This window comes from Streptomyces sp. NPDC002785 (genome assembly GCF_040295565.1).
Classification (GTDB): Bacteria; Actinomycetota; Actinomycetes; order Streptomycetales; family Streptomycetaceae; genus Streptomyces.
In genome coordinates this window covers 38,600-56,676 of the sequence record NZ_JBEOVN010000023.1, presented here as the reverse complement: position 1 = coordinate 56,676, position 18,077 = coordinate 38,600, and the positions used below count along the sequence as shown (strand labels likewise).

Sequence of the window (18,077 nt, the reverse complement as noted above, 5' to 3'; positions counted from 1 at the left end):
GCTGTCGATCTTCCGGCCGTCGGACAGGACCGCGAACGCGGACAGACCGAGATCGATACCCGAGGTCCGCCGCCCACACCCCCGTGGCTCAGCCGCCGCTTCTCATCCCACCGACCGCAGAGCCTCGGCCAGGATCTCCGCACCCTCCTCCGCCTCCGGGATGGTCAGCGAGAGCGGTGGTGCGATCCGCAGCACGCTGGTGTTGTGACCGCCGCCCTTGCCGATGAGCAGGCCGCCCTCCCGGGCCGCTTCGAGCACGGCGGCGGCCGCCTGCGGGTTCGCCTCGTCGGTGCCGGGCTTCACAAGTTCGATGCCGATCATCAGTCCCCGGCCGCGTACCTCCCGTACACACTCCGAAGCCGCGCCGATCGCACGCAGCCGCTCGATCAGCAGTCCGCCGACGCGCCGGGCGTTGCCCTGCAGATCGTGTTCGAGGAGGTACGAGAGGTTGGCGAGGCCGGCCGCCACGGTGACCGGGGAGCCACCGAAGGTCGAAATTGAGTTGGCATCGAGGCAGTTCATGACGTCGGCGCGGGCCACGACACCGCCGATCGACATGCCGTTGCCGATGCCCTTGGCGAAGGTGAGGATGTCCGGCGGCCCGTTCTCGCCGTGTGCCTGCCAGCCCCAGAAGTGTTCGCCGGAGCGGCCCCAGCCGGTCTGCACCTCGTCGGAGATCCACAGGATGCCGTGGCGGTCGAGCACCCGGCGGAAGGCCGCGTACAGACCGTCGGGCGGTGAGGTGAACCCGCCTACGCCCTGGATGGGTTCGGCGATCAGGGCGGCGGGCTCGCGGGTGTGGCCGAGCAAGTCCTCCAGGTCGGCGACACAGGCCGCGATGAACTCCGCGTCGCTGAGGTGCGCGTACGGCCCCCGGGTTCGGACACCGCCGTGGACGTACAGCGTCTGCAGCGGTGACAGATTCGTGGGCGACCAGGCGCTGTTGCCGGTGATGGAGACCGCGGAGAAGGATCTGCCGTGGTAGCTGTTGCGCATCGCGAGGATCTGGTTCGACTTGCGGTACGTGGTGGCGAGCAGCAGGGCCGTGTCGTTGGCCTCGGTACCGGAGGTGGTGAAGAAGACCCGGGCGTCCGGGATGCCGGAGAGCGTGGCGATGCGTTCGGCCAGCTCGACCATCGGCCGGTTGAGGTAGAGCGTGGAGGAGTGGATGATCCGCCCGGCCTGCTCGCTGACCGCCTTGGTCACCTCGGGCAGGGCGTGGGCGGTCATGGTGGTGAGGATGCCGCCGAAGAAGTCGAGGTAACGCCTGCCGTCGGCGTCCCAGACATGGCGGCCCTCGCCGTGGGTGATCTCCAGGGGGTTCTTGTAGTAGATCGCCAGCCAGTCGGGGCTGACGGCGAGATGGCGTTGGTGCAGGCTGCTCACGGCTCCACCAGTCCTTCGTACGCGTCGGGGCGGCGGTCTCGGTAGAACGCCCATTGCTGGCGGACCTCGTCGATGAGACCGAAATCGAGGTCGCGGACGAGGAGTTCCTCCTCCTTGTCGCTGGCGACCTCGCCGACGAACTGGCCGCGCGGGTCGACGAAGTAGCTGGTTCCGTAGAAGTCGTTGTCGCCGTACTCCTCCTGGCCGACGCGGTTGATCGCGGCGATGAAGTACTCGTTGGCGACGGCGGACGCGGGCTGTTCCAGCTGCCAGAGATAACCGGAGAGGCCGCGCGAGGTGGCGGACGGGTTGTAGACCAACTGGGCCCCGTTGAGCCCGAGTTGACGCCATCCCTCCGGGAAGTGCCGGTCGTAGCAGATGTAGACACCGACCTTGCCGACGGCGGTGTCGAAGACCGGCCAGCCGACGTTTCCGGGCTTGAAGTAGTACTTCTCCCAGAACCCCTTGACCTGCGGGATGTGATGCTTGCGGTACTTGCCGAGATAGGAACCGTCGGCGTCGATGACGGCGGCGGTGTTGAAGTAGAAGCCGGACTGCTCGACCTCGAACACCGGCACGACGATCACCATGCCGGTCTCGCGGGCGAGTTCCTGCATCCGCCGGACGGTCGGCCCGTCCGGGACTGCCTCGGCCCAGCGATAGTGCTCGGGTTCCTGCACCTGACAGAAGTAGGGGGCGTTGAACACCTCCTGGAAGCCGATGATCTTCGCGCCCCGGCGGGCGGCCTCGCGCGCATGCGCCTCATGCTTGGCAATCATGGATTCGGTGTCGCCGGTCCAGGTCGCCTGGACAAGTGCGGCGCGTACGACTTGGGACATGAGCTGCTCCTTCGACGCGGCGTCAGAGAGCCTCTACGCGTTTCTACGCCCGTAGACACGTGCGTAGAGGAGAACGTAAGCCCCGTCACACACCGGGGCAAGACCATCGCCGCGAACCGGCGGAGTCGATCATGTTTCATACCCGTGCGGTCCACACGTTCCTTCACTTTCCAGCTCGGAGAGCAGATGCCATGTTGGCAGGGAGCGGGACCGTGGAGATCTGCCACGGCCGGCTGGAAGCACCGGGGGTGCGCCACACATGAAAGTGCTCCGTCGCGGCGTGGGGCGACCTGCCCGGTCCGTCACGACTGGTGGACGTGACGCAGGCCGCCGCCGACTCCGCGGCGGAGCGGTGAGGGGCGACCCTCTGCGTCACCGAGCGGACGTCATGGACCGCGCCCATCACGTACGCCGTCAACGCCTGCCGCATTCCTTCCCGTTCGGGTGATGTATGGCGGGCCGGGAGGATCTCGGAGCAGTCTGGGCAGTCTCCACGCGACCGATCCTGAGAGGGGAAGTGGTGGGACTGTCACGCGAGTACGGGCGCGCCATCAGCGAAGGGCCGACGCCGGCCGATGCCGCGGGGGCGCCCGCCCTGCCCTATCCGAGCGGCTGGTCCGCACTGGCCTTCTCCGAAGAGCTACGGCCGGGCGCTGTGCTCACCCGGCCTTTGGCGGGGCAGGACGTGGTGCTGTACCGGCTCGGGACGGGGGCGGTCCGCGCCATCCGTCCGTACTGTCCGCACCTCGGCGCCCATCTCGGTCTGGCGAAGGTCGACGGAGACGATCTCGTATGCCCCTTCCACTTCTTCGCGTTCGGCCCCGACGGCACGTGCGTACGGACGGGATACGACACAAAGCCGCCGAGGTCGCCGTTGGCACAGCTGCCGGTGCACGAGGTCAACGGCGCTGTCTTCGTGTGGCGGCACCACGACGGCCGGGCACCGGACTGGTTCATCCCCGACTGGCATGAGATCGGCCACCGACCTGCCCGCAACGCCGCCTGGGAGCTGGCCGGCAATGTCCAGGAAGTCATCGAGAACTCGGTGGACCTCGGACACTTTGCCACCCTGCACGGCTGGGCCAAGGCCGAAATCGGCGGGCCCGTCGTCTACGACGACGCCGCGTTCCACGTGTCCATGCGTGCCCATGAGTCGGCGCCGTTCCTTGGCAGCTTCGTCGTCGAGGTGGAAGTGGACGGCTATGGACTCGGTTGCCTGCACGCGGATGTGTACACGCCTCGGCTCGGGCTTCGGATGTGCACGATGGTCATGCCGACGGCGATCGCGCCCAACCGGATGCAGTTCCGGCAGAGGAACCGCATCACCTTCGCGGAACCGGCCCGGTTACCGGCCCCTCTCGCACGAGTGGTGAGCCGAACCGCCGCCCGGCTGCTGGACCGCGCCGTCTTCCGTTCCAGTTGCGAATTCACCGCCGCCGACTTTCCGATCTGGCATCACAAGCAGTATCAGCAGCCGCCCCGGCTCGCTCCCGGTGACGGGCCGATCGGCCCGTTCCGGCGCTGGGCCCGGCGGTTCTACCCACCGCCCGGGGAGGTCGGGGGGACACGGCTCGACCACAGCGAGCGAAGCGACGGAGCTGAAGTGCCCTGAGTGTTCCGGAGCCGACCGCCGTCCGGATGTGGCAGTCATTCGGCTCTCACCTCCAGACCGCAGGCATTCGACCTCAGCCGCATTACGCCCTGGCGGGGCGCCGTGCTCGACAGCGCCGGGCGCATCTCACGCTCGGCGGCTGGGCGGGCGATTCGGCGATCAGTTTCACCGTCGGGCGCGCCCGGCCGGCGGACACCCGGCTGATCGACACGGCGTTCGCGGCGCTGGAGGCGGGGATCGCGGCGGCAGTCGTCGGCAATCGGATCGGCGACATCGCGCATGCGATCGGCACGGTGTGCCGCAGCGCCGGTTACGGCATTCCGGAGGGGTTCGGCGGCCATGGCGTGGGCCCGTCGATGCACGAGGACCCGGCCGTCCCCAACGAGGGACGACCGGGTCGCGGCATGCCGTTGCGGCACGGAATGGTGCTGGTGATCGAGCCGATGCTGATCGGCAGCGGCAACGACGCATTCCATCCGGACCGGGACGGCTGGACGCTGCGTACGCTCGACGGCAGCCGGGCGGCGCACGCCGAGCACACGGTGGCGATCACCGACGACGGTCCGCGCATCCTGACCGCGTTGTGATCAACCTCCCGTCTTTTACGTCTAGTTGTTCTGGATGAACTGCTTGGCGAGTGCCTCACCGGCGGTGACTGCAGCGCTGTGACTCTCGATCGGCGACACCTTGGAATTCTTGAACAGGATGTAGGTGACGCCGGATTCGGCGCCGCCGGTCTCCGGGTCGGGGTCGATGCCGAGTGCCTGGGCGGTGGCGTACGAGGCCTCGCCGATGATCTTGTTGGGACCGGTGTCACCGACGACGGCGTACTCGACCTTGTTGTTGTAGATGACGGCTACGACGCCACCGCCCTTGATTCCCGCGTTGCTGTAGTTCCATATGCTGCTGATGCTCGGCACGACGACGTACGGCAGCTTCTCGGCGTTCAGCGGCTTGTCGTCGGAGGTGTGGAACGCCGTGTCGTCCTGGAACCACGGATCGGTGTTCTCGTTGCAGGCGGTGGTGACCTGGCCGTCGCAGTCGATGTCCATGTCGGCCTTCCAGAACACGGCGCCGTTCTTGCCGCAGACCGGCACAGTCGCCGAAGTCTCCTCGTCCGTACGGTACTTGCCGCTGGAGATCTGCGAACACGAAGTGACCTTGGCCAGCAGATCGGCCGCACTGACGGAGCCCTCCTTGATGCCGGCCCCGGCCTGGCCGACAGCGCCGGAATCCGCCCGGGACGCGGCGGCAGTGGTGACGTCGTCCGAGGCCGGTCGGGCCTCGGCGGCGGTCGTCAGCGTGGCGGCCGCGAGCAGGGCGGCGCCGGATGCAGCAGCGAGGGCGAGCGTTCGAGTACGCACAGTGGGGGTGCCCTTCTATCGGGAAACCTTCCTTACCGACGGCGCCAAGGTTGACCCGAAGTCATGTCCCCGTCAAGTCCGCGAGGCTGGTTCCTCGCGGGACAACCACGACGAACCAGCCCTTCACGTAGGCTTATTGATGCAATGTCATGGCCGCCCGCTCGGCTTCACGACCATGGCCGACCCTCCGCCCCGGCGCACCTTCTCCGCAGCCGCCAGCCACCGTCCGTCCGGCAACCGCTGCACACCTGTCGCCGCCCCGATCTCGGGATTCAGCTTGAAGGCATGCCCCAGCGACTCCAGTTCCGTCCGCACGGGACTGTCCCACAGCCCTGGTTCGAGCTCCGTCGTCGCCGAGTTGCGCTGGCTGGCGCGCGGCGCCGCGATGGCGTCGACCAGCGGCAGCCCCCGGTCGACCTTGCCGATGAGCGACTGCAGCACGGTCGTGATGATCGTGGCGCCACCCGGCGAGCCCAGGGCCAGCACCGGCTCACCGTGCTTCAGCACGATCGTCGGCGAGATGGACGAGCGCGGACGCTTGCCCGGACCCGGCAGATTCGGGTCGTGGACCGCCGGATTGGCGGGCGCGAACGAGAAGTCCGTCAACTCGTTGTTGAGCAGATAGCCGCGCCCCGGCACGGTGATGCCACTGCCGCCCGTCTGCTCGATCGTCAGGGTGTACGCGACGACATTGCCCCACTTGTCGGCCGTCGTCAGATGTGTGGTGTTCTCCCCCTCGTACGTCGTCGGGGCAGCCGTGCCACCGGCCTTGCAGTCGGCCGGGTGGCCGGGGTCTCCCGGCGCCAGCGGACTGGTCAGCACCGCGTCGTCCCTGATCAGGCACTCCCGCGAGTCGGCGAACCGCTGGCTGAGCAGCCCCTGCGTCGGTACGTCCTCGAACGCGGGGTCGCCGACCCATCGCCCGCGGTCCGCGAACGCGATCCGGCTCGCCTCGATGTAGCGGTGCAGATACTGTGCCTCGCTCGCCTTCGAAAGGTCGGTGGACTCAAGGATGTTGAGTGCCTCGCCGACGCTCGTACCGCCTGACGAGGATGGTGCCATGCCGTACACATCGAGGCCGCGGTAGCCGACCTTCGTCGGAGCCTGCCGCAGCGCCCGGTAGGACCGCAGGTCCTTGGCCGTGAGGTCGCCCGGACGCACGGCCCGGGCGGCCTTCGGGTCCACGGGCGGGTTGCGTACGGTCCGTACGACGTCGTCGGCCAGCTCACCCCGGTACAGCTCGTCGATGCCCTTGCGGCCCACCTGTTCGTACGTACGCGCCAGATCCGGGTTCTTGAAGACGGATCCGACCACGGGCAGTTGACCGCCCGGCAGGAAGAGCTTCCTCGTCGCCGGGAAGTCGGCGAATCTGGCCTGGTTTGACTCGGTCTGCGAACGGAACGTGCTGTCGACGACGAAGCCGTCCCTGGCGAGCCGCTCGGCCGGTTTCAGCACCTGCCGCAGCGACTTGCTGCCCCAGGTCTCCAGCGCGGTGTCCCAGGTGGCCGGGGTGCCGGGGGTGCCCACGCTCAGTCCGCTGGTGACAGCGTCGGCGAAGGCGAGCGGTTTGCCGTTCTCCAGGAACAGCGAGGAGTCCGCACTGAGGGGTGCGGTCTCCCGGCCGTCGATCGTCTCCACGGTGTGCTTCCTGGCGTCGTAGTAGACGAAGTAGCCGCCACCGCCGAGACCTGCCGAGTAGGGCTCGGTCACACCGAGCGCCGCCGCGGTCGCCACCGCGGCGTCCACCGCGTTGCCGCCCTTGCGGAGCACCTCGATACCGGCGGCCGAGGCATCCGCGTCGACGCTGGCGACCGCCCCCGCGTAACCCACCGCGACAGGCGACTTGGGGGGTGGCTCGGTCCGCGGTGCGGACGAGGACGACGGGGCGGCTGCCCCAACCATGACGACAGCGGCGAGAACAACCGGCAACGACACATTCCGTACGACGGAACGTCGCATGCGCACCTCCAGTGAAGGATTGTCCGCCGCAGGGTAGCGCCGCCCCGCCCACCTCGTCAGGACCGCCGTGAACCGGAGGCCGATCGCCCGCTAACATGCCCGCCCATGACTGACGACGTACGCAACATCGTGCTGGGCGTGATAGCCGCCGGTATCAGCGGCACGCTGGGCTGGATCGCCCGCATCTGTCTCTGGCGCCGCAAGCTCCGCCGCAAGCAGGCCTTCTTCGGGCTGCCGGGCAACTCCGAGTGCCTGCTCGTCGTCAACCGCGACGCGGGCGGCGACGGTGCCGTCCACCGCCACGACGTCTTCGCCCTGCTCGAACTCTCCGCGCTGATCAAGGACTGTTCGGCACACGCGCAGATCCTGTCCCATGACCTCGCGCAGCAGGGCTTCGGCGAGCGCACCGAATTCTGTGTCGGCGGACCGGGGTCCAACCGCCGGATGGCTGCCCATCTGCATTCGCTGCTGCCCGGTGTGAAGGTGAACACCGATCCGGAGCCCGGCCCCGACCGGGCCGCCTTCCAGATCGGCGCGGAGCGCTACCGGGCGGAGAAGGGCGTCGCCGAATACGTGCTGCTCGCTCGCTTGACGCTCAGTCAGGACGCCCGTCCCGTATTTCTGTTCTGCGGCCAGCGGGCGATCACCAACCAGGCGGCCTCCCGCTATCTGGCCCGCAACTACGAGAAGCTGGCCCGCAAGCACGGCACCAACACCTTCTGCCTGCTACTGAAGGTGATCAACTCGCAGGCGTACGGCCCCGATGTGGTGGAGCTCGTCGCCGATGTGACACGGGCCGCGCAGACTCCCGTACCGATACCGCGCAACTCGCACCGGGCGACGGGCTGACCCTCTGCCCTCACGGCGCAGGGGACGAGCCCGGTGGGCCGGCGCCCCTCGCCCCGGTCGAAGACTGCGGGCATTGCGATGGTCAGCCAGGGCTTGCCGTCCTTGACAACCCGTTGGAAGGAGCCGTGCGCGTTGCCGCATGGATCCGAACCGGTGCCCGGACTGGGCCCGGGGGGTTCACGCCCGCCGCAGCCGCCCCCGGCCCGCCGTGATCAGGGCGCTGATCTCCCGCAGCCGGAACGGCCGCGCCAGCAGCGCCACCGTGAGCAGGAGGACGACGGTCCCCGCCCCCACCGCGGCGAAGTCCCCCGATCCCTCGCAGGAGCGAGCGGTCACGTACCCCAGCAGCCCGGCGGGCACACACGCCACCACCAGCCGGAACTGCGCCCACAGCCCGGGCGAACGCACCAGCGAGGGCCGGGCGGCACCGCTGCCGGAGACCCTGCGGTGCAACACATACGCGGTGACACCGAAGCCCGCGAACAGCGCCACCGAGTACGCCCCGGCCATCCCCGTCACGGCCCAGCGGACCGGCAGCAGCAGATACGCGGCAACGGAGAGCCCGGCGTTGAGCGCCGCGATCACCAGATTGAGGAAGAACGGCGTGCGAGTGTCGCTCATCGCGTAGAACGCGCGGGAGAGCACGTACTGCCCGGAGTAGGCGATCAGCCCCGGCGCGAACGCCATCATCATGCCCGCCATCACGGCAATGTCCGCGTCGCCGGTGCGCCCGTACCCGTAGACGGCCCCCATCACCCAGGGTGCCAGCGCGAACAGCACGGCCACCGCGGGCACCACGACCGCGGCCGATGTGCGCAGCGCGTACGAGACATCGCGCCGCACCCCCGTCAGGTCGTTGTCGGCCGCCGCCCGGCTCATCCTGGGCATCAGCGCGGTGACGAGCGAGACGGTCACGATGCCGTGCGGCACCACCCACAGCTGAAAGGCGTAGGTGTACGCGGTGTAGCCCACGCCGCCCGACACATGCTGGTCGACGGCGTTCTGACCCGTGGCGGTGGAGAGCCGGGTCACCACCCAGTAGGCGATCTGGTTGGTCAGCACCAGCATGACGAGCCAGCCGGCCGCGCGCATCGGCCGGGTCAGACCGCTCCCCCGCCAGTCGAACCGCGGCCGCCAGCGGAACTTCGCGGCGCGCAGTGCGGGCACCAGGGCGAGTGTCTGCACCGCGATGCCGGCGGTCGTTCCCCAGCCGAGCCACTGGGCCTGCGCCGAGGTCAACGTACCGTCGGACCCTGCGGCGACGGCCAGGTAGATCCCGAACACCGCAATGATCACCACGTTGTTGAGGACCGGAGTCCACATCATCGCGCCGAACCGGTCGCGGGCGTTGAGTACTTGGCCCAGGAGCGTGAACAGTCCGTAGAAGAGAATCTGCGGCAGACAGTAGCGGGCCAGGGCGACGGTGAGTTCCGCCTGTGCGCCGTGGTAGTCGGAGTAGACCGCGACGATCCACGGGGCGCCGACGACCGTGAGCACGGTGAGGGCGAGGAGGCCGACGGTGCAGAGGGTCAGCAGCCGGTCGGTGTACGCGGCTCCGCCGTCGGCATGGTTCTTGGCGGCCCGCACCAGCTCCGGGACGAAGACGGCGTTGAGCGCGCCGCCGATGAGCAGGATGTAGAGGATGTTGGGCACGGTGTTCGCGACCGTGTACCCGTCGGCCTGGAGCCCGGTGCCGAGCGCGGCGACGACGACTGCCGAGCGTACGAAGCCGGTCGCCCGGGAGACGATGGAGCCGGACGCCATGACGGCGCCGCTGCGCAGCACCGAACCGGACTTGCGCTCTGCGGCCTTCGCGGGGGCCGCTTCGGCGGCCGTCATCGGCGCGCCAGGTACGCCTGAAGCGCCCGGTACAAGGTGTTGTTGGCAGCTCCGCCCACCGATGTCTCCCACTCTCCGAGGTCTCGACGGCCTGACCTCCGGTGCCGAGCTTCCAACGGCGCAGCCCGAAGGGGCGGTCGTCGGGGTCAAGAGTGGAGGGTACCCCGCGCATGTCGTGCACATCGGCACCGAGTTTGTGGGCGTCGAGCATCATCTTCCACTGCAGCGCGTTGCTGGGGCGGACCTCGCGGCGGTGGTCGGCCAAGGCGCCGGTCTGGTACCAGACCCGCCGACCGTCCGGCGAGCGGCACCTGGAAGACGTAGCGCGGCTGCGCGTCGGCGTCCCCTCCCCCGTCGCCGCCGCAGCGGCGCCGGCCGCGGGCCCGGAGCCGTTCGGCGACAGCCGTGCCGAGCGGGGCCACCTCGGCCGCCAGTACGTCGCTGACCTTGCGGCCGGGGCCGGTGGCCGCTTTGAGGCGGATGGTGTCCCAGCGGTGGTCGCCGGCGAGGGGCCGATCCGTACGGCGAAGGCGCCGGACTTCCGCAGGTGCGCCATGAGCGGCCGCAGCCAGCGGTCGATGCCGGGGCCGGCCCAGTCGGCCACCGGCCCCTCGGGGCAAACAGGCGAAGTATTTGCGGGGTCCGGGAAATTGCCGGTAGAGCACCAGCGCGGCCCCGGTCAATTCACCCAAGTCACTGTGCCGGCCGACCATTTCGGAGGTTCATTGGTCCTTCACCGAGGCCCAGGACGGGATACTGCAGAATGCTTGCCTCCGTGTGGGTGGACACGAAGGCCCGGTGCTCGGCGGCGGTCAGGCTGCATATCCGTAGCTCGTGGTCATGGCTGCGGTCTCCGGTCGCGAGCAGCGCTGACGTATTCGTAGCCCTCCCTGGTCCGCCCCGTTGTCGGCTCTGCGGAGCTGCACAGGATGCTCACAGCGGTCCGTGACGGAGCCGAGCGGCGAATGTGACCGGACGACGACCGTTGCGCTGCGACCCATGTCACACAAACGATTTCCCGGTTTTCAGTCTTTTCATGGAACCTATCGCGGGGTGAAACGCCTCTCCATCGACGAGAAGCAATGCCTTGGAGGTATTTCCGTTGTTCTCCGCACGTCGGCGCATACACCGTACTGCCCCGCTCGCCCGCCCGGTCCGGCTCACCTTGATCGCCGGTGCCGCGGTGCTCGGCGCCACGCTCACCGCCTGTTCCGGCGCCTCCGCGTCGGACTCGGGCAAGGGGGCTGCCGGGGGCTCACCGGCACACGACGCCAAGATCTCGGTGAACCTCCAGGGCGCCAAGGCCACCCCCGGGAAGCCGGTGAAGGTGACCCTCGACAGCGGAAAGCTGAAGACGGTCACGGTGAGCGCGGCCGAGGGGGACGCGCTCACCGGCCGGATGTCCGCCGACGGCAGGACCTGGACGTCCAACCGGGTGGCCGCGCCCGGCACCACGTACAGCGTCGAGGCGAAGGACACCGAGGGCGGCAGCGACAAGGCCGGATTCACCACCGCCGGGGCCGACAGGGTCAACAAGCTGACGCTGGCCCCTGGCAAGAACACCACGATCGGCATCGCCCAGCCCCTGTCGATCGTCTTCGACAACCCGGTGAAGGACAGAGCGGCGGTCGAGAAGGCCCTGAAGGTGTCCACCTCGAACAACACCGAGGGCTCCTGGGGCTGGCTGCAGGACTACTCCGGCAAGGACCGTGCCGACTGGCGGCCCAAGGAGTACTGGAAGTCCGGTACGAAGGTCACACTCGACGCCGACCTCAACGGAATCGACTCGGGCCCGTCCGGCGGCTGGTTCGTCCGCGACTACCGGACCACCTTCACGGTCGGCGCCGAGCAGGTGGTCAAGGTCGACCTCGACCGTCACCGGCTGGCGCTGATGCGGGACGGAAAGACCGTCATGGACGTGCCCATGTCGGCCGGCACCCCGGGCGGCGAGAAGGCGTCCTGGCGCGGCACGGCCGTGCTGATGGCCAAGGAGGGCACGATCAACATGCGCTCCGAGACGGTCGGCCTGGGCGACGCCTACGACAAGATGGTCGACTCGTCGATGCGGCTGACCTGGTCGGGGATGTACGCCCACGCGGCGCCGTGGAACGCCGGCTACTTCGGGGTGGCCAACCACAGTTCGGGCTGTGTCGGGATGAGCGACGCCAATGCCGCTGCGCTGTACCAGCAGGTGCGGGTCGGCGACCCGTTCGAGATCACCGGCGCGGATGCCAAGGGCACGGTCGCGGAGGGCAACGGGTACGGGGCATGGAATGTGACGTGGTCCGACTGGCAGGCGAAGAGCGCGCTGAAGTGAGCCGCACGGCCGCGCCGCGCTCTTGACCTGTTCCCAGGGAAGCCCATCGCGACCCACGCCATGACGCAGAAGCTCAACCGACACGGGATTCTCGGCGCTCAGCCACGTACGGGTGAATGTGATCAGTTCTTGAGGTGCTGAGGGGCTACGCCCGACAGTCTGGTGCTTGCCGGTTCGTGAACAGAGTGCAGCTGAGACGGACTTGGACCCGCATCGTTGGCTGGAACTCCGTCGCTTCCGAGCACCGCGGCGCCGAGGGCACCCCCGCGTAATTGACGACGGCGGTCGTCGAGCTGCTTGTTCAGCACGACGCCACCCACGGTGGTTGCGAAGTGAGCTCCCGATTCGACATTCGACTCAAGGAGAACTTGTGATCTCAAAAACGAAGAAGGTCGCGCGTTCCGCGGCCGTGGCGTTCGCCGCAGCCGCCGCGTTCACCATGATCGTGCCGACCGGCAACGCTTTCGCCATCGACCATGTCGAGTGCCGCGGCGGGGAAGACTTCTTGAAGATCTGGTCGCACAACGGCAACAAGCAGAGCGTGGACTGCTACGCGAACGGCGGGAGGACCTCCTTCGGCAGCTGGTGGGTCGACAGGATCTCCACGGGGAACAACGACTTGATCTACTACGACGACAACGGTGATTCGGTGAAGATCGCGCGGTGGACCGATATCTCCTTCCCGAACCGTCCGCCGAAGGTCAAGGACATCGAAATCGTGTGACGGACCGGTTGCCGGGATGGCCATTCTTCACTGATTGTCCATTCCTGGATGCCACCGCTTCCCGGGCGAGCATCGGATTTCCCGTAGCGTGAATCCGCTCGCACCCGGCTCACTGGTGCCGGCCACGCCTTTCCGGGCGTGGCCGGCATCGGCTGCACTGCGCGAGCGGTTGCAACTGCCGACACTCCCGGCAAGCTGTCGGTTTGCCGGGACTGCAACGATCTGCGCCTGGACTGCGCTCTGATGATCAGGGGTGGGGCAGCAGGTGGCCGGCCGGGCGGGCCGCCCGTTGTGGGAGACCGCCCGGCCGGACCATGTGGTTACCGAACGTCGTAGGCGCGGGTGATGGTCTGGGTGACCGCGTTGCCGTTGGCGTCGGTGAGGGCGACCTTCATCGTGACTTGCTTGCCGGCGGCGCCGGTGTTGTCGAGGATGGCCGTCCACTTGCCGTCCCGCTGCTCGGTCGGCGCCTGGGTCCAGGTGGTGCCGCCGTCGTAGGAGTAGGACAGCGAGGCCGTCTTGATCGCGCCCGGGGTGTACCCGGCGTGGCCCTCGACCGACAGACCGACCGTGATGCCGCTCTGCGCGGGCAGGGTGTTCAGGCCGTCCACGGGGGCGTCGTACGCCGGGAAGAGCATCGGCAGGCCGCGCGAGTAGACATCCGGCTCCCGGTGGGAGCGGAAGCTCCAGGTGGTTTTGACAGCGGTGGAGCGGAGCCAGTTCCGGTCCGCGGTGTAGATCTTCTCGAGGTTCTGGGTGAGCTCGTACGCGGAGTCCTCGTCCGGCACCTCGAACGCGGCGTACGGCCAGGCGCTGCTGGCGATCTGCTCACCGTTGCGCTTCAGCACCAGGTTACCGAGGTCGCCGAACGACCCTTCGTAGGCCCAGTGGTCGCCGGAGCTGTCGGCCCAGAGCGCGTTCTGGAATCCGATCAGGTCGCCCTGCCGCTCGGCGGTCAGCATCAGCTTGCCGTCGGCGTCGCGCGGCGCGGCCGGCCGCAGGGGGCCGCCGTACCACTCCTCGGCGCGCCGCTCTCCAGCCTGGTAGGTGCGCTCTTGGTCGTTCATGAACGCGGCAAACGGGAAGCTGGTCATCGCGCCGTGGTACCAGGCGTCGTCGCCGGTCGTGTAGTAGGCGGTGCGGGTAGTGGGCACGTGGACGGAGCCGAACGGGCTCACGGGGACGTAGTCGCCGCTGCTCCCGGAGGGGCGGAGGAACATCGCGTCGAGGTAGTCGGCCTCCTTGCCCATGGCGTTCCACGTTTCGGTGACCTGGGCCAGCTTGGAGTCCTTGGGCTGGTAGACCTGGTCGGACTGCAGGGGACCCTCGGTCGGGAACGACAGGTTGTAGACGTAGGGCGAGCCGTCCTCGGAGCCGGTCGCACGCCAGGTGGGCCGGAACTCGAAGGTGCCGTTCTTGGCACGTCGGTCGACGTCTGCGTAGAACTTCTGGACGGTGTCGCCGGACATGAGCGATCCGGATATCTGCCAAGTGTCGTCCCACGTGCGGGCGTAGCTGAACGTGGTGTTGTTCACCTTCGAGGGGCGGTCGGTGTGCAGGCTCAGCTGGTGGGCCTTGCGGGCGTCGAGGACGACAGTGGTGTCATGGGTGATCCGCAGCTGTGGCTTCGCGAGGTAGCTGACCGATTCGGGCTTTTTGTTCGCGTCGTACGTCGCCACGAAGCTGCTGAGGGCATAGTCGCCCGGGCGCACGCTGTACGTCTGTTCGGTCGCACCCGCATTGCTGCGGCGCTCGCCCTTGTCGGTGTCGAGGCTGACGAGGTCCAGGGAGGAGGGGCCGGTCGCGAGCTTGCCATTACGGTCGATGGCCTTGACCCGGAGCGTGACCGTCTCCGGCTGGACGTAGAGCGTGACGGGCACGGAGACGTGCACATCGCCGCCGGTGGCCAGGATCCGGCCGGTGACAGCGCCGTACTGGGCGTCCTTCAGACGGGCGGTGGGGTCGATCCGCAGCGGCACCTGGGCGGTGGCCCCCGCGGGGACGGTCACCTTGCCCTGTTCGAGCTTGACGATGCCGGAGTTGACGTCGCTGCCGTCGTTGCCGTGCACACCGCTGACCTTCAGGCTCAGGGTCAGGTCGCTGCCGCTGGTGTTGGTGAAGGGCACCTGCACGGTGCTGCGGTCCGAGGCGTCCTGCGGCCAGTTGTAGCTGCCGGCCTGGACAGCCGGTGCGGAGAGCACTTGCTGGTCCACCGCGGTGGCCACGTCGAGGACGCCGCCCCCGGTCTCGTCAGCGCCGGGGACCTTGCCATCAGTGCGGGCGGAGGAGACCAGGGAGGCCTTGACCTGCTGCGCGGTCCAGTCCGGGTGGGCCTGGCGGACGATGGCCGCAGCACCGGCGACATGCGGGGTCGCCATGGAGGTGCCCGACATCGTCTGGTACGCGTAGGTGCCGCGGCCGCCCGCGGCCGCCGCCGAGATGCCGACACCGGGGGCGGCGATCTCGGGCTTGAGGGTGTGGGTGACAGCCACGGGACCGCGGCTGGAGAACCACGCGGTGGTGTCATCGCGGTCGACGGCACCCACGGTCAGCACACCGGGCACACAGCCCGGCGAGGAGACGGTCTCGATGCCCGAACCCAGGTTGCCGGCGGCGACGACGAACAGGGTGTGCGTGTTCTGCGACAGCTCCTTCGTCGCCGCGGCCAGCGGGTCGCCGCAGTCACCGACCGCGGAGTTGCCCAGGCTCATGGAGACGACGTCGGCCTTCTGGTCGACGGCCCACTGCATCCCCTCGATGATCCAGGAGGTCTGCCCGTAGCCGTAGTCGTTGAGGACCTTGCCGATGAGCAAGTCGGTCCCGGGGGCTACGCCCTTCTTGCGGCCGTCGCCGGCCGCTCCGGAGCCGCCGACCGTGGAGGCGGTGTGGGTGCCGTGCCCCTGCCGGTCCTTGACGCTCTGGGAGTCGGTGAAGTTCTTGGACGCGCCGATCCGGCCCGCCAGGTCCGGATGCTCGGCGTCCGCGCCCGTGTCCAGCACGGCGACCTTGGTGCCCTTGCCGTCGTAGCCGGCCGCCCAGGCCTCCGGCGCGTGCACCTGCGCGGTGGACCGGTCCAGGGTGGCCTCGACCTTGCCGTCCAGCCACAGCTTCTTCAGCGTGGAGGCAGAACGTGAGCGGGGGTTGGTGACGTCCTGCCAGAAGGTGGCGGCAGTGTCCTTGCCGGCCTTGAGCGCGACGCCGTCCACAGCCGGGAGGCTCAGGCCCCGCTCGGCCCCGCGAGGGGCCGCCGGCGCGCTGTCGGCAACGTTCACACTGTTCTGGTAAGTGGCGATGAGTGGCAGCGTGTCGGTGTGTGTGTCGTCGTATCCCTGGCGGATGAGCCCAGTGACGTTGAACAGCTGCTCGTCGACCTTGCCCTCGGCGATCGCCTGGGAGGCGTCCTCCGGGTAGACGTAGAGGTCCTTGCCCATCTGATAGGTCTGGACCATCTGCTGCGTGCCGTCCTCGCGGGGCAGCACGGTCGCCGAGCTGTGGCCCGACGTGTCCGTGGTCACCAGCACCTTGTCGCCGGTGACGAGCGTGACCGTCACCTGCTTGCCGCCCGGTGCCGTGGTCCCGCTGCCGATGATGGGCCTCTTCCCCGAGGCACCGTCAGGCGGCGTATCCGCCGCCCCGGATGGCGCGATCGCAGTGACGGCCAGGACGGCGGCGGTTGCCGCGCCCAAGGCTGTACGCGTTATGGGGCGCATGAGTCTCCCTACTTGATGCCGTGAACATGCCATTCCGCAGCCTGGCAGACACACGGATCGTGCAGGGATGCTGCGTGTGACGGGTTTCCCGCATGTCGGTTTTCCGTCACGCCGTCACATCACGTGGTTCGTCGGCCCGGTGAGCCTTCGGGTCTGACAGGTGGAGGTATGCCCGGGCCGACACTCGCCCGGTGATCTCGCCGAAGGGGCCGCGCGGGTCAGGTACTACCAGTCGGCGTGGGTGCGCGCGCCGCCGCTCCGGCAGACGCCTCCAGCCCGGATCACGGGCCCGCCGGCGGTGAAGCAGGAACCCGGCAGGAGTTGGCGGCCACCCTCGCAAGGTGACCACCGACAGACGCGGGACTCCTCGGCTCTCAGACCGAGAAGGAGGAAGTCACAGCCAGCCCGCACGTGCGGCGTGCCACCCGAGTTGCAGGCGCGAATCCACTCCGGCAAGGTCCATCAGACGGCGTATCCGCCGCTCCACGGTGCGTATGGAGAGACCGAGTTGGGAGGCCGCCCGCCGGTCGGAGATCCCTGCCAACAGCAGGGCGAGGACCTCCAGTTCCCCCTCGGTCGGCTGCCAATCGGCTGCCGGCTCCGCGCGCACACCCGTGGTGGTGCTGTACAGCGGCCGGGCCTGGGCCCATTCCTTCTCGAAGAGATGGACCAGCGCCGTCAGCAGGCCGCTGCGGTGCACCACGATTGCGCTCGGCTCACCGCCGGAGTCCGCCATGTCCAGTGGCACCATGGCACGTTCCCGGTCCGACACGACCATCTTCAGCGGCAGCGAGTCGACCAGGCGAAGCTCGATGCCCGCCGTAATGGCTGCCCGCACGTCCTGTGCTACGTCGTGACCGTCGAGATAGTTCCTGGCCGCCACGACCCGGAAGTCGACTCCGCGGTCCAGCGCGGAATTCTCCGACATGTCGGCATCCTCGCGCGGCACCGCGATGGGCTCGCCGACGAGGAAGACAAGCAACTCCCGCTGGGCTCCGCGCTGCAGTTGGTGGAACCGGTGTGCGACCTGCTCCACGCCGACGACCACCTCCACGACGCTGCCCGCGGGGTGGGCGGCGGTACTGCGGTACTGCTCGGTCAGCATCGAGAACGCGGTCTCGGCCCGGTGCAGCGCGTTGCGCTGCTCGACGAGTAGCGGCGCCAGGGCCACCGAGGGCGGTGTGAGCCGGTAGCGGGCGGGCTGAAGGCCGGCCTCGCGGTCGGCCGAGTCAGGTGCCTCGCTCTCTGCCTCGGTGGCGACCGCCACCAGGCCACGTGCCGCCAGGTCGAGCAGGATGCGGGCGGTCTCGGCCTTCTCGATTCCCGTCTGCCGGACGAGGTCCTGCGTGGAGGCCGTCGGGCGGGCCAGCAGTGCCGTGTAGATGGCCTCTTCGGCCGGGCCCAATCCCAGCGCCTGCAGCATCCGGCTCCTCCTCGGGCGGCACCATGTCCGGCCCTGGCGCAGCTCGCGTGGACCG

At 68.8% G+C, this 18,077-nt stretch carries 11 protein-coding genes and 2 pseudogenes; 5 read left to right on the top strand and 8 right to left on the bottom strand.

Going from position 1 to position 18,077, the window contains the following annotated elements; translation table 11 throughout:
* Positions 1-102 precede the first annotated feature (102 nt).
* Together ABTZ94_RS09250 and ABTZ94_RS09245 are read right to left on the bottom strand one after the other, a co-directional pair.
* Positions 103-1,386: an aspartate aminotransferase family protein gene (locus ABTZ94_RS09250; protein ID WP_351199052.1), complete on the bottom strand. Its 1,284-nt coding sequence runs from the start codon at positions 1,384-1,386 to the stop codon at positions 103-105.
* Positions 1,383-2,225: a nitrilase-related carbon-nitrogen hydrolase gene (locus tag ABTZ94_RS09245; protein ID WP_351199050.1), complete on the bottom strand. Its 843-nt coding sequence runs from the start codon at positions 2,223-2,225 to the stop codon at positions 1,383-1,385. The genes ABTZ94_RS09250 and ABTZ94_RS09245 overlap by 4 nt, the downstream gene beginning before the upstream one ends.
* Before the next feature lie 520 nt (positions 2,226-2,745).
* Here ABTZ94_RS09245 and ABTZ94_RS09240 point away from each other — a divergent pair.
* Positions 2,746-3,837, top strand: coding sequence for a Rieske 2Fe-2S domain-containing protein (locus tag ABTZ94_RS09240; RefSeq protein ID WP_351199048.1), 1,092 nt, complete (start codon positions 2,746-2,748; stop codon positions 3,835-3,837).
* A 131-nt stretch (positions 3,838-3,968) separates the two neighbouring features.
* A pseudogene (locus ABTZ94_RS09235) lies at positions 3,969-4,424 on the top strand (M24 family metallopeptidase); the annotation flags it as partial.
* 21 nt (positions 4,425-4,445) lie between these two features.
* Here the strand turns inward: ABTZ94_RS09235 and ABTZ94_RS09230 are convergent.
* Together ABTZ94_RS09230 and ggt are read right to left on the bottom strand one after the other, a co-directional pair.
* The gene (locus tag ABTZ94_RS09230) at positions 4,446-5,201 is read right to left on the bottom strand and encodes a glycoside hydrolase family 75 protein (RefSeq protein ID WP_351199046.1); all 756 of its coding nucleotides are present in this window, start codon (positions 5,199-5,201) and stop codon (positions 4,446-4,448) included.
* 147 nt (positions 5,202-5,348) lie between these two features.
* Positions 5,349-7,160 carry a gamma-glutamyltransferase gene (ggt, locus tag ABTZ94_RS09225; protein WP_351199044.1) on the bottom strand — a complete coding sequence of 604 codons (1,812 nt, stop codon included), beginning with the start codon at positions 7,158-7,160 and terminating at the stop codon, positions 5,349-5,351.
* Between the two features lie 105 nt (positions 7,161-7,265).
* Between ggt and ABTZ94_RS09220 the strand changes: the two genes are divergently transcribed.
* Positions 7,266-8,009 (top strand): hypothetical protein, encoded by a 744-nt coding sequence (locus ABTZ94_RS09220; RefSeq protein WP_351199042.1) that lies wholly within the window; start codon positions 7,266-7,268, stop codon positions 8,007-8,009.
* Positions 8,010-8,186: 177 nt separating this feature from the next.
* On the opposite strand, the gene murJ is transcribed toward ABTZ94_RS09220, so the two are convergent.
* Together murJ and ABTZ94_RS09210 are read right to left on the bottom strand one after the other, a co-directional pair.
* Positions 8,187-9,848, bottom strand: coding sequence for a murein biosynthesis integral membrane protein MurJ (gene murJ, locus ABTZ94_RS09215; protein ID WP_351199040.1), 1,662 nt, complete (start codon positions 9,846-9,848; stop codon positions 8,187-8,189).
* Positions 9,845-10,673: pseudogene (locus ABTZ94_RS09210) on the bottom strand (lipid II:glycine glycyltransferase FemX). The gene murJ and the pseudogene ABTZ94_RS09210 overlap by 4 nt, the downstream one beginning before the upstream one ends.
* A gap of 277 nt (positions 10,674-10,950) precedes the next feature.
* Between ABTZ94_RS09210 and ABTZ94_RS09205 the strand changes: the two are divergent.
* Together ABTZ94_RS09205 and ABTZ94_RS09200 are read left to right on the top strand one after the other, a co-directional pair.
* A complete protein-coding gene (locus ABTZ94_RS09205) occupies positions 10,951-12,165 on the top strand; it encodes a L,D-transpeptidase (protein ID WP_351199039.1) in 1,215 nt (404 codons plus the stop codon).
* 370 nt (positions 12,166-12,535) lie between these two features.
* Positions 12,536-12,889 carry a beta/gamma crystallin domain-containing protein gene (locus tag ABTZ94_RS09200; protein WP_351199037.1) on the top strand — a complete coding sequence of 118 codons (354 nt, stop codon included), beginning with the start codon at positions 12,536-12,538 and terminating at the stop codon, positions 12,887-12,889.
* 320 nt (positions 12,890-13,209) lie between these two features.
* Here ABTZ94_RS09200 and ABTZ94_RS09195 read toward each other — a convergent pair whose 3' ends face one another.
* Positions 13,210-16,599, bottom strand: coding sequence for a S8 family peptidase (locus ABTZ94_RS09195; protein WP_351199035.1), 3,390 nt, complete (start codon positions 16,597-16,599; stop codon positions 13,210-13,212).
* A 394-nt stretch (positions 16,600-16,993) separates the two neighbouring features.
* Positions 16,994-18,022, bottom strand: coding sequence for a helix-turn-helix domain-containing protein (locus ABTZ94_RS09190; protein ID WP_351199034.1), 1,029 nt, complete (start codon positions 18,020-18,022; stop codon positions 16,994-16,996).
* Positions 18,023-18,077 lie beyond the last annotated feature (55 nt).

Coding starts and splice junctions, on each gene's coding strand:
- ABTZ94_RS09245 (WP_351199050.1), bottom strand. CDS start 2,225: ATGTCCCAAGTCGTACGCGCCGCACTTGTCCAGGCGACCTGGACCGGC.
- ggt (WP_351199044.1), bottom strand. CDS start 7,160: ATGCGACGTTCCGTCGTACGGAATGTGTCGTTGCCGGTTGTTCTCGCC.
- ABTZ94_RS09220 (WP_351199042.1), top strand. CDS start 7,266: ATGACTGACGACGTACGCAACATCGTGCTGGGCGTGATAGCCGCCGGT.
- murJ (WP_351199040.1), bottom strand. CDS start 9,848: ATGACGGCCGCCGAAGCGGCCCCCGCGAAGGCCGCAGAGCGCAAGTCC.
- ABTZ94_RS09195 (WP_351199035.1), bottom strand. CDS start 16,599: ATGCGCCCCATAACGCGTACAGCCTTGGGCGCGGCAACCGCCGCCGTC.
- ABTZ94_RS09190 (WP_351199034.1), bottom strand. CDS start 18,022: ATGCTGCAGGCGCTGGGATTGGGCCCGGCCGAAGAGGCCATCTACACG.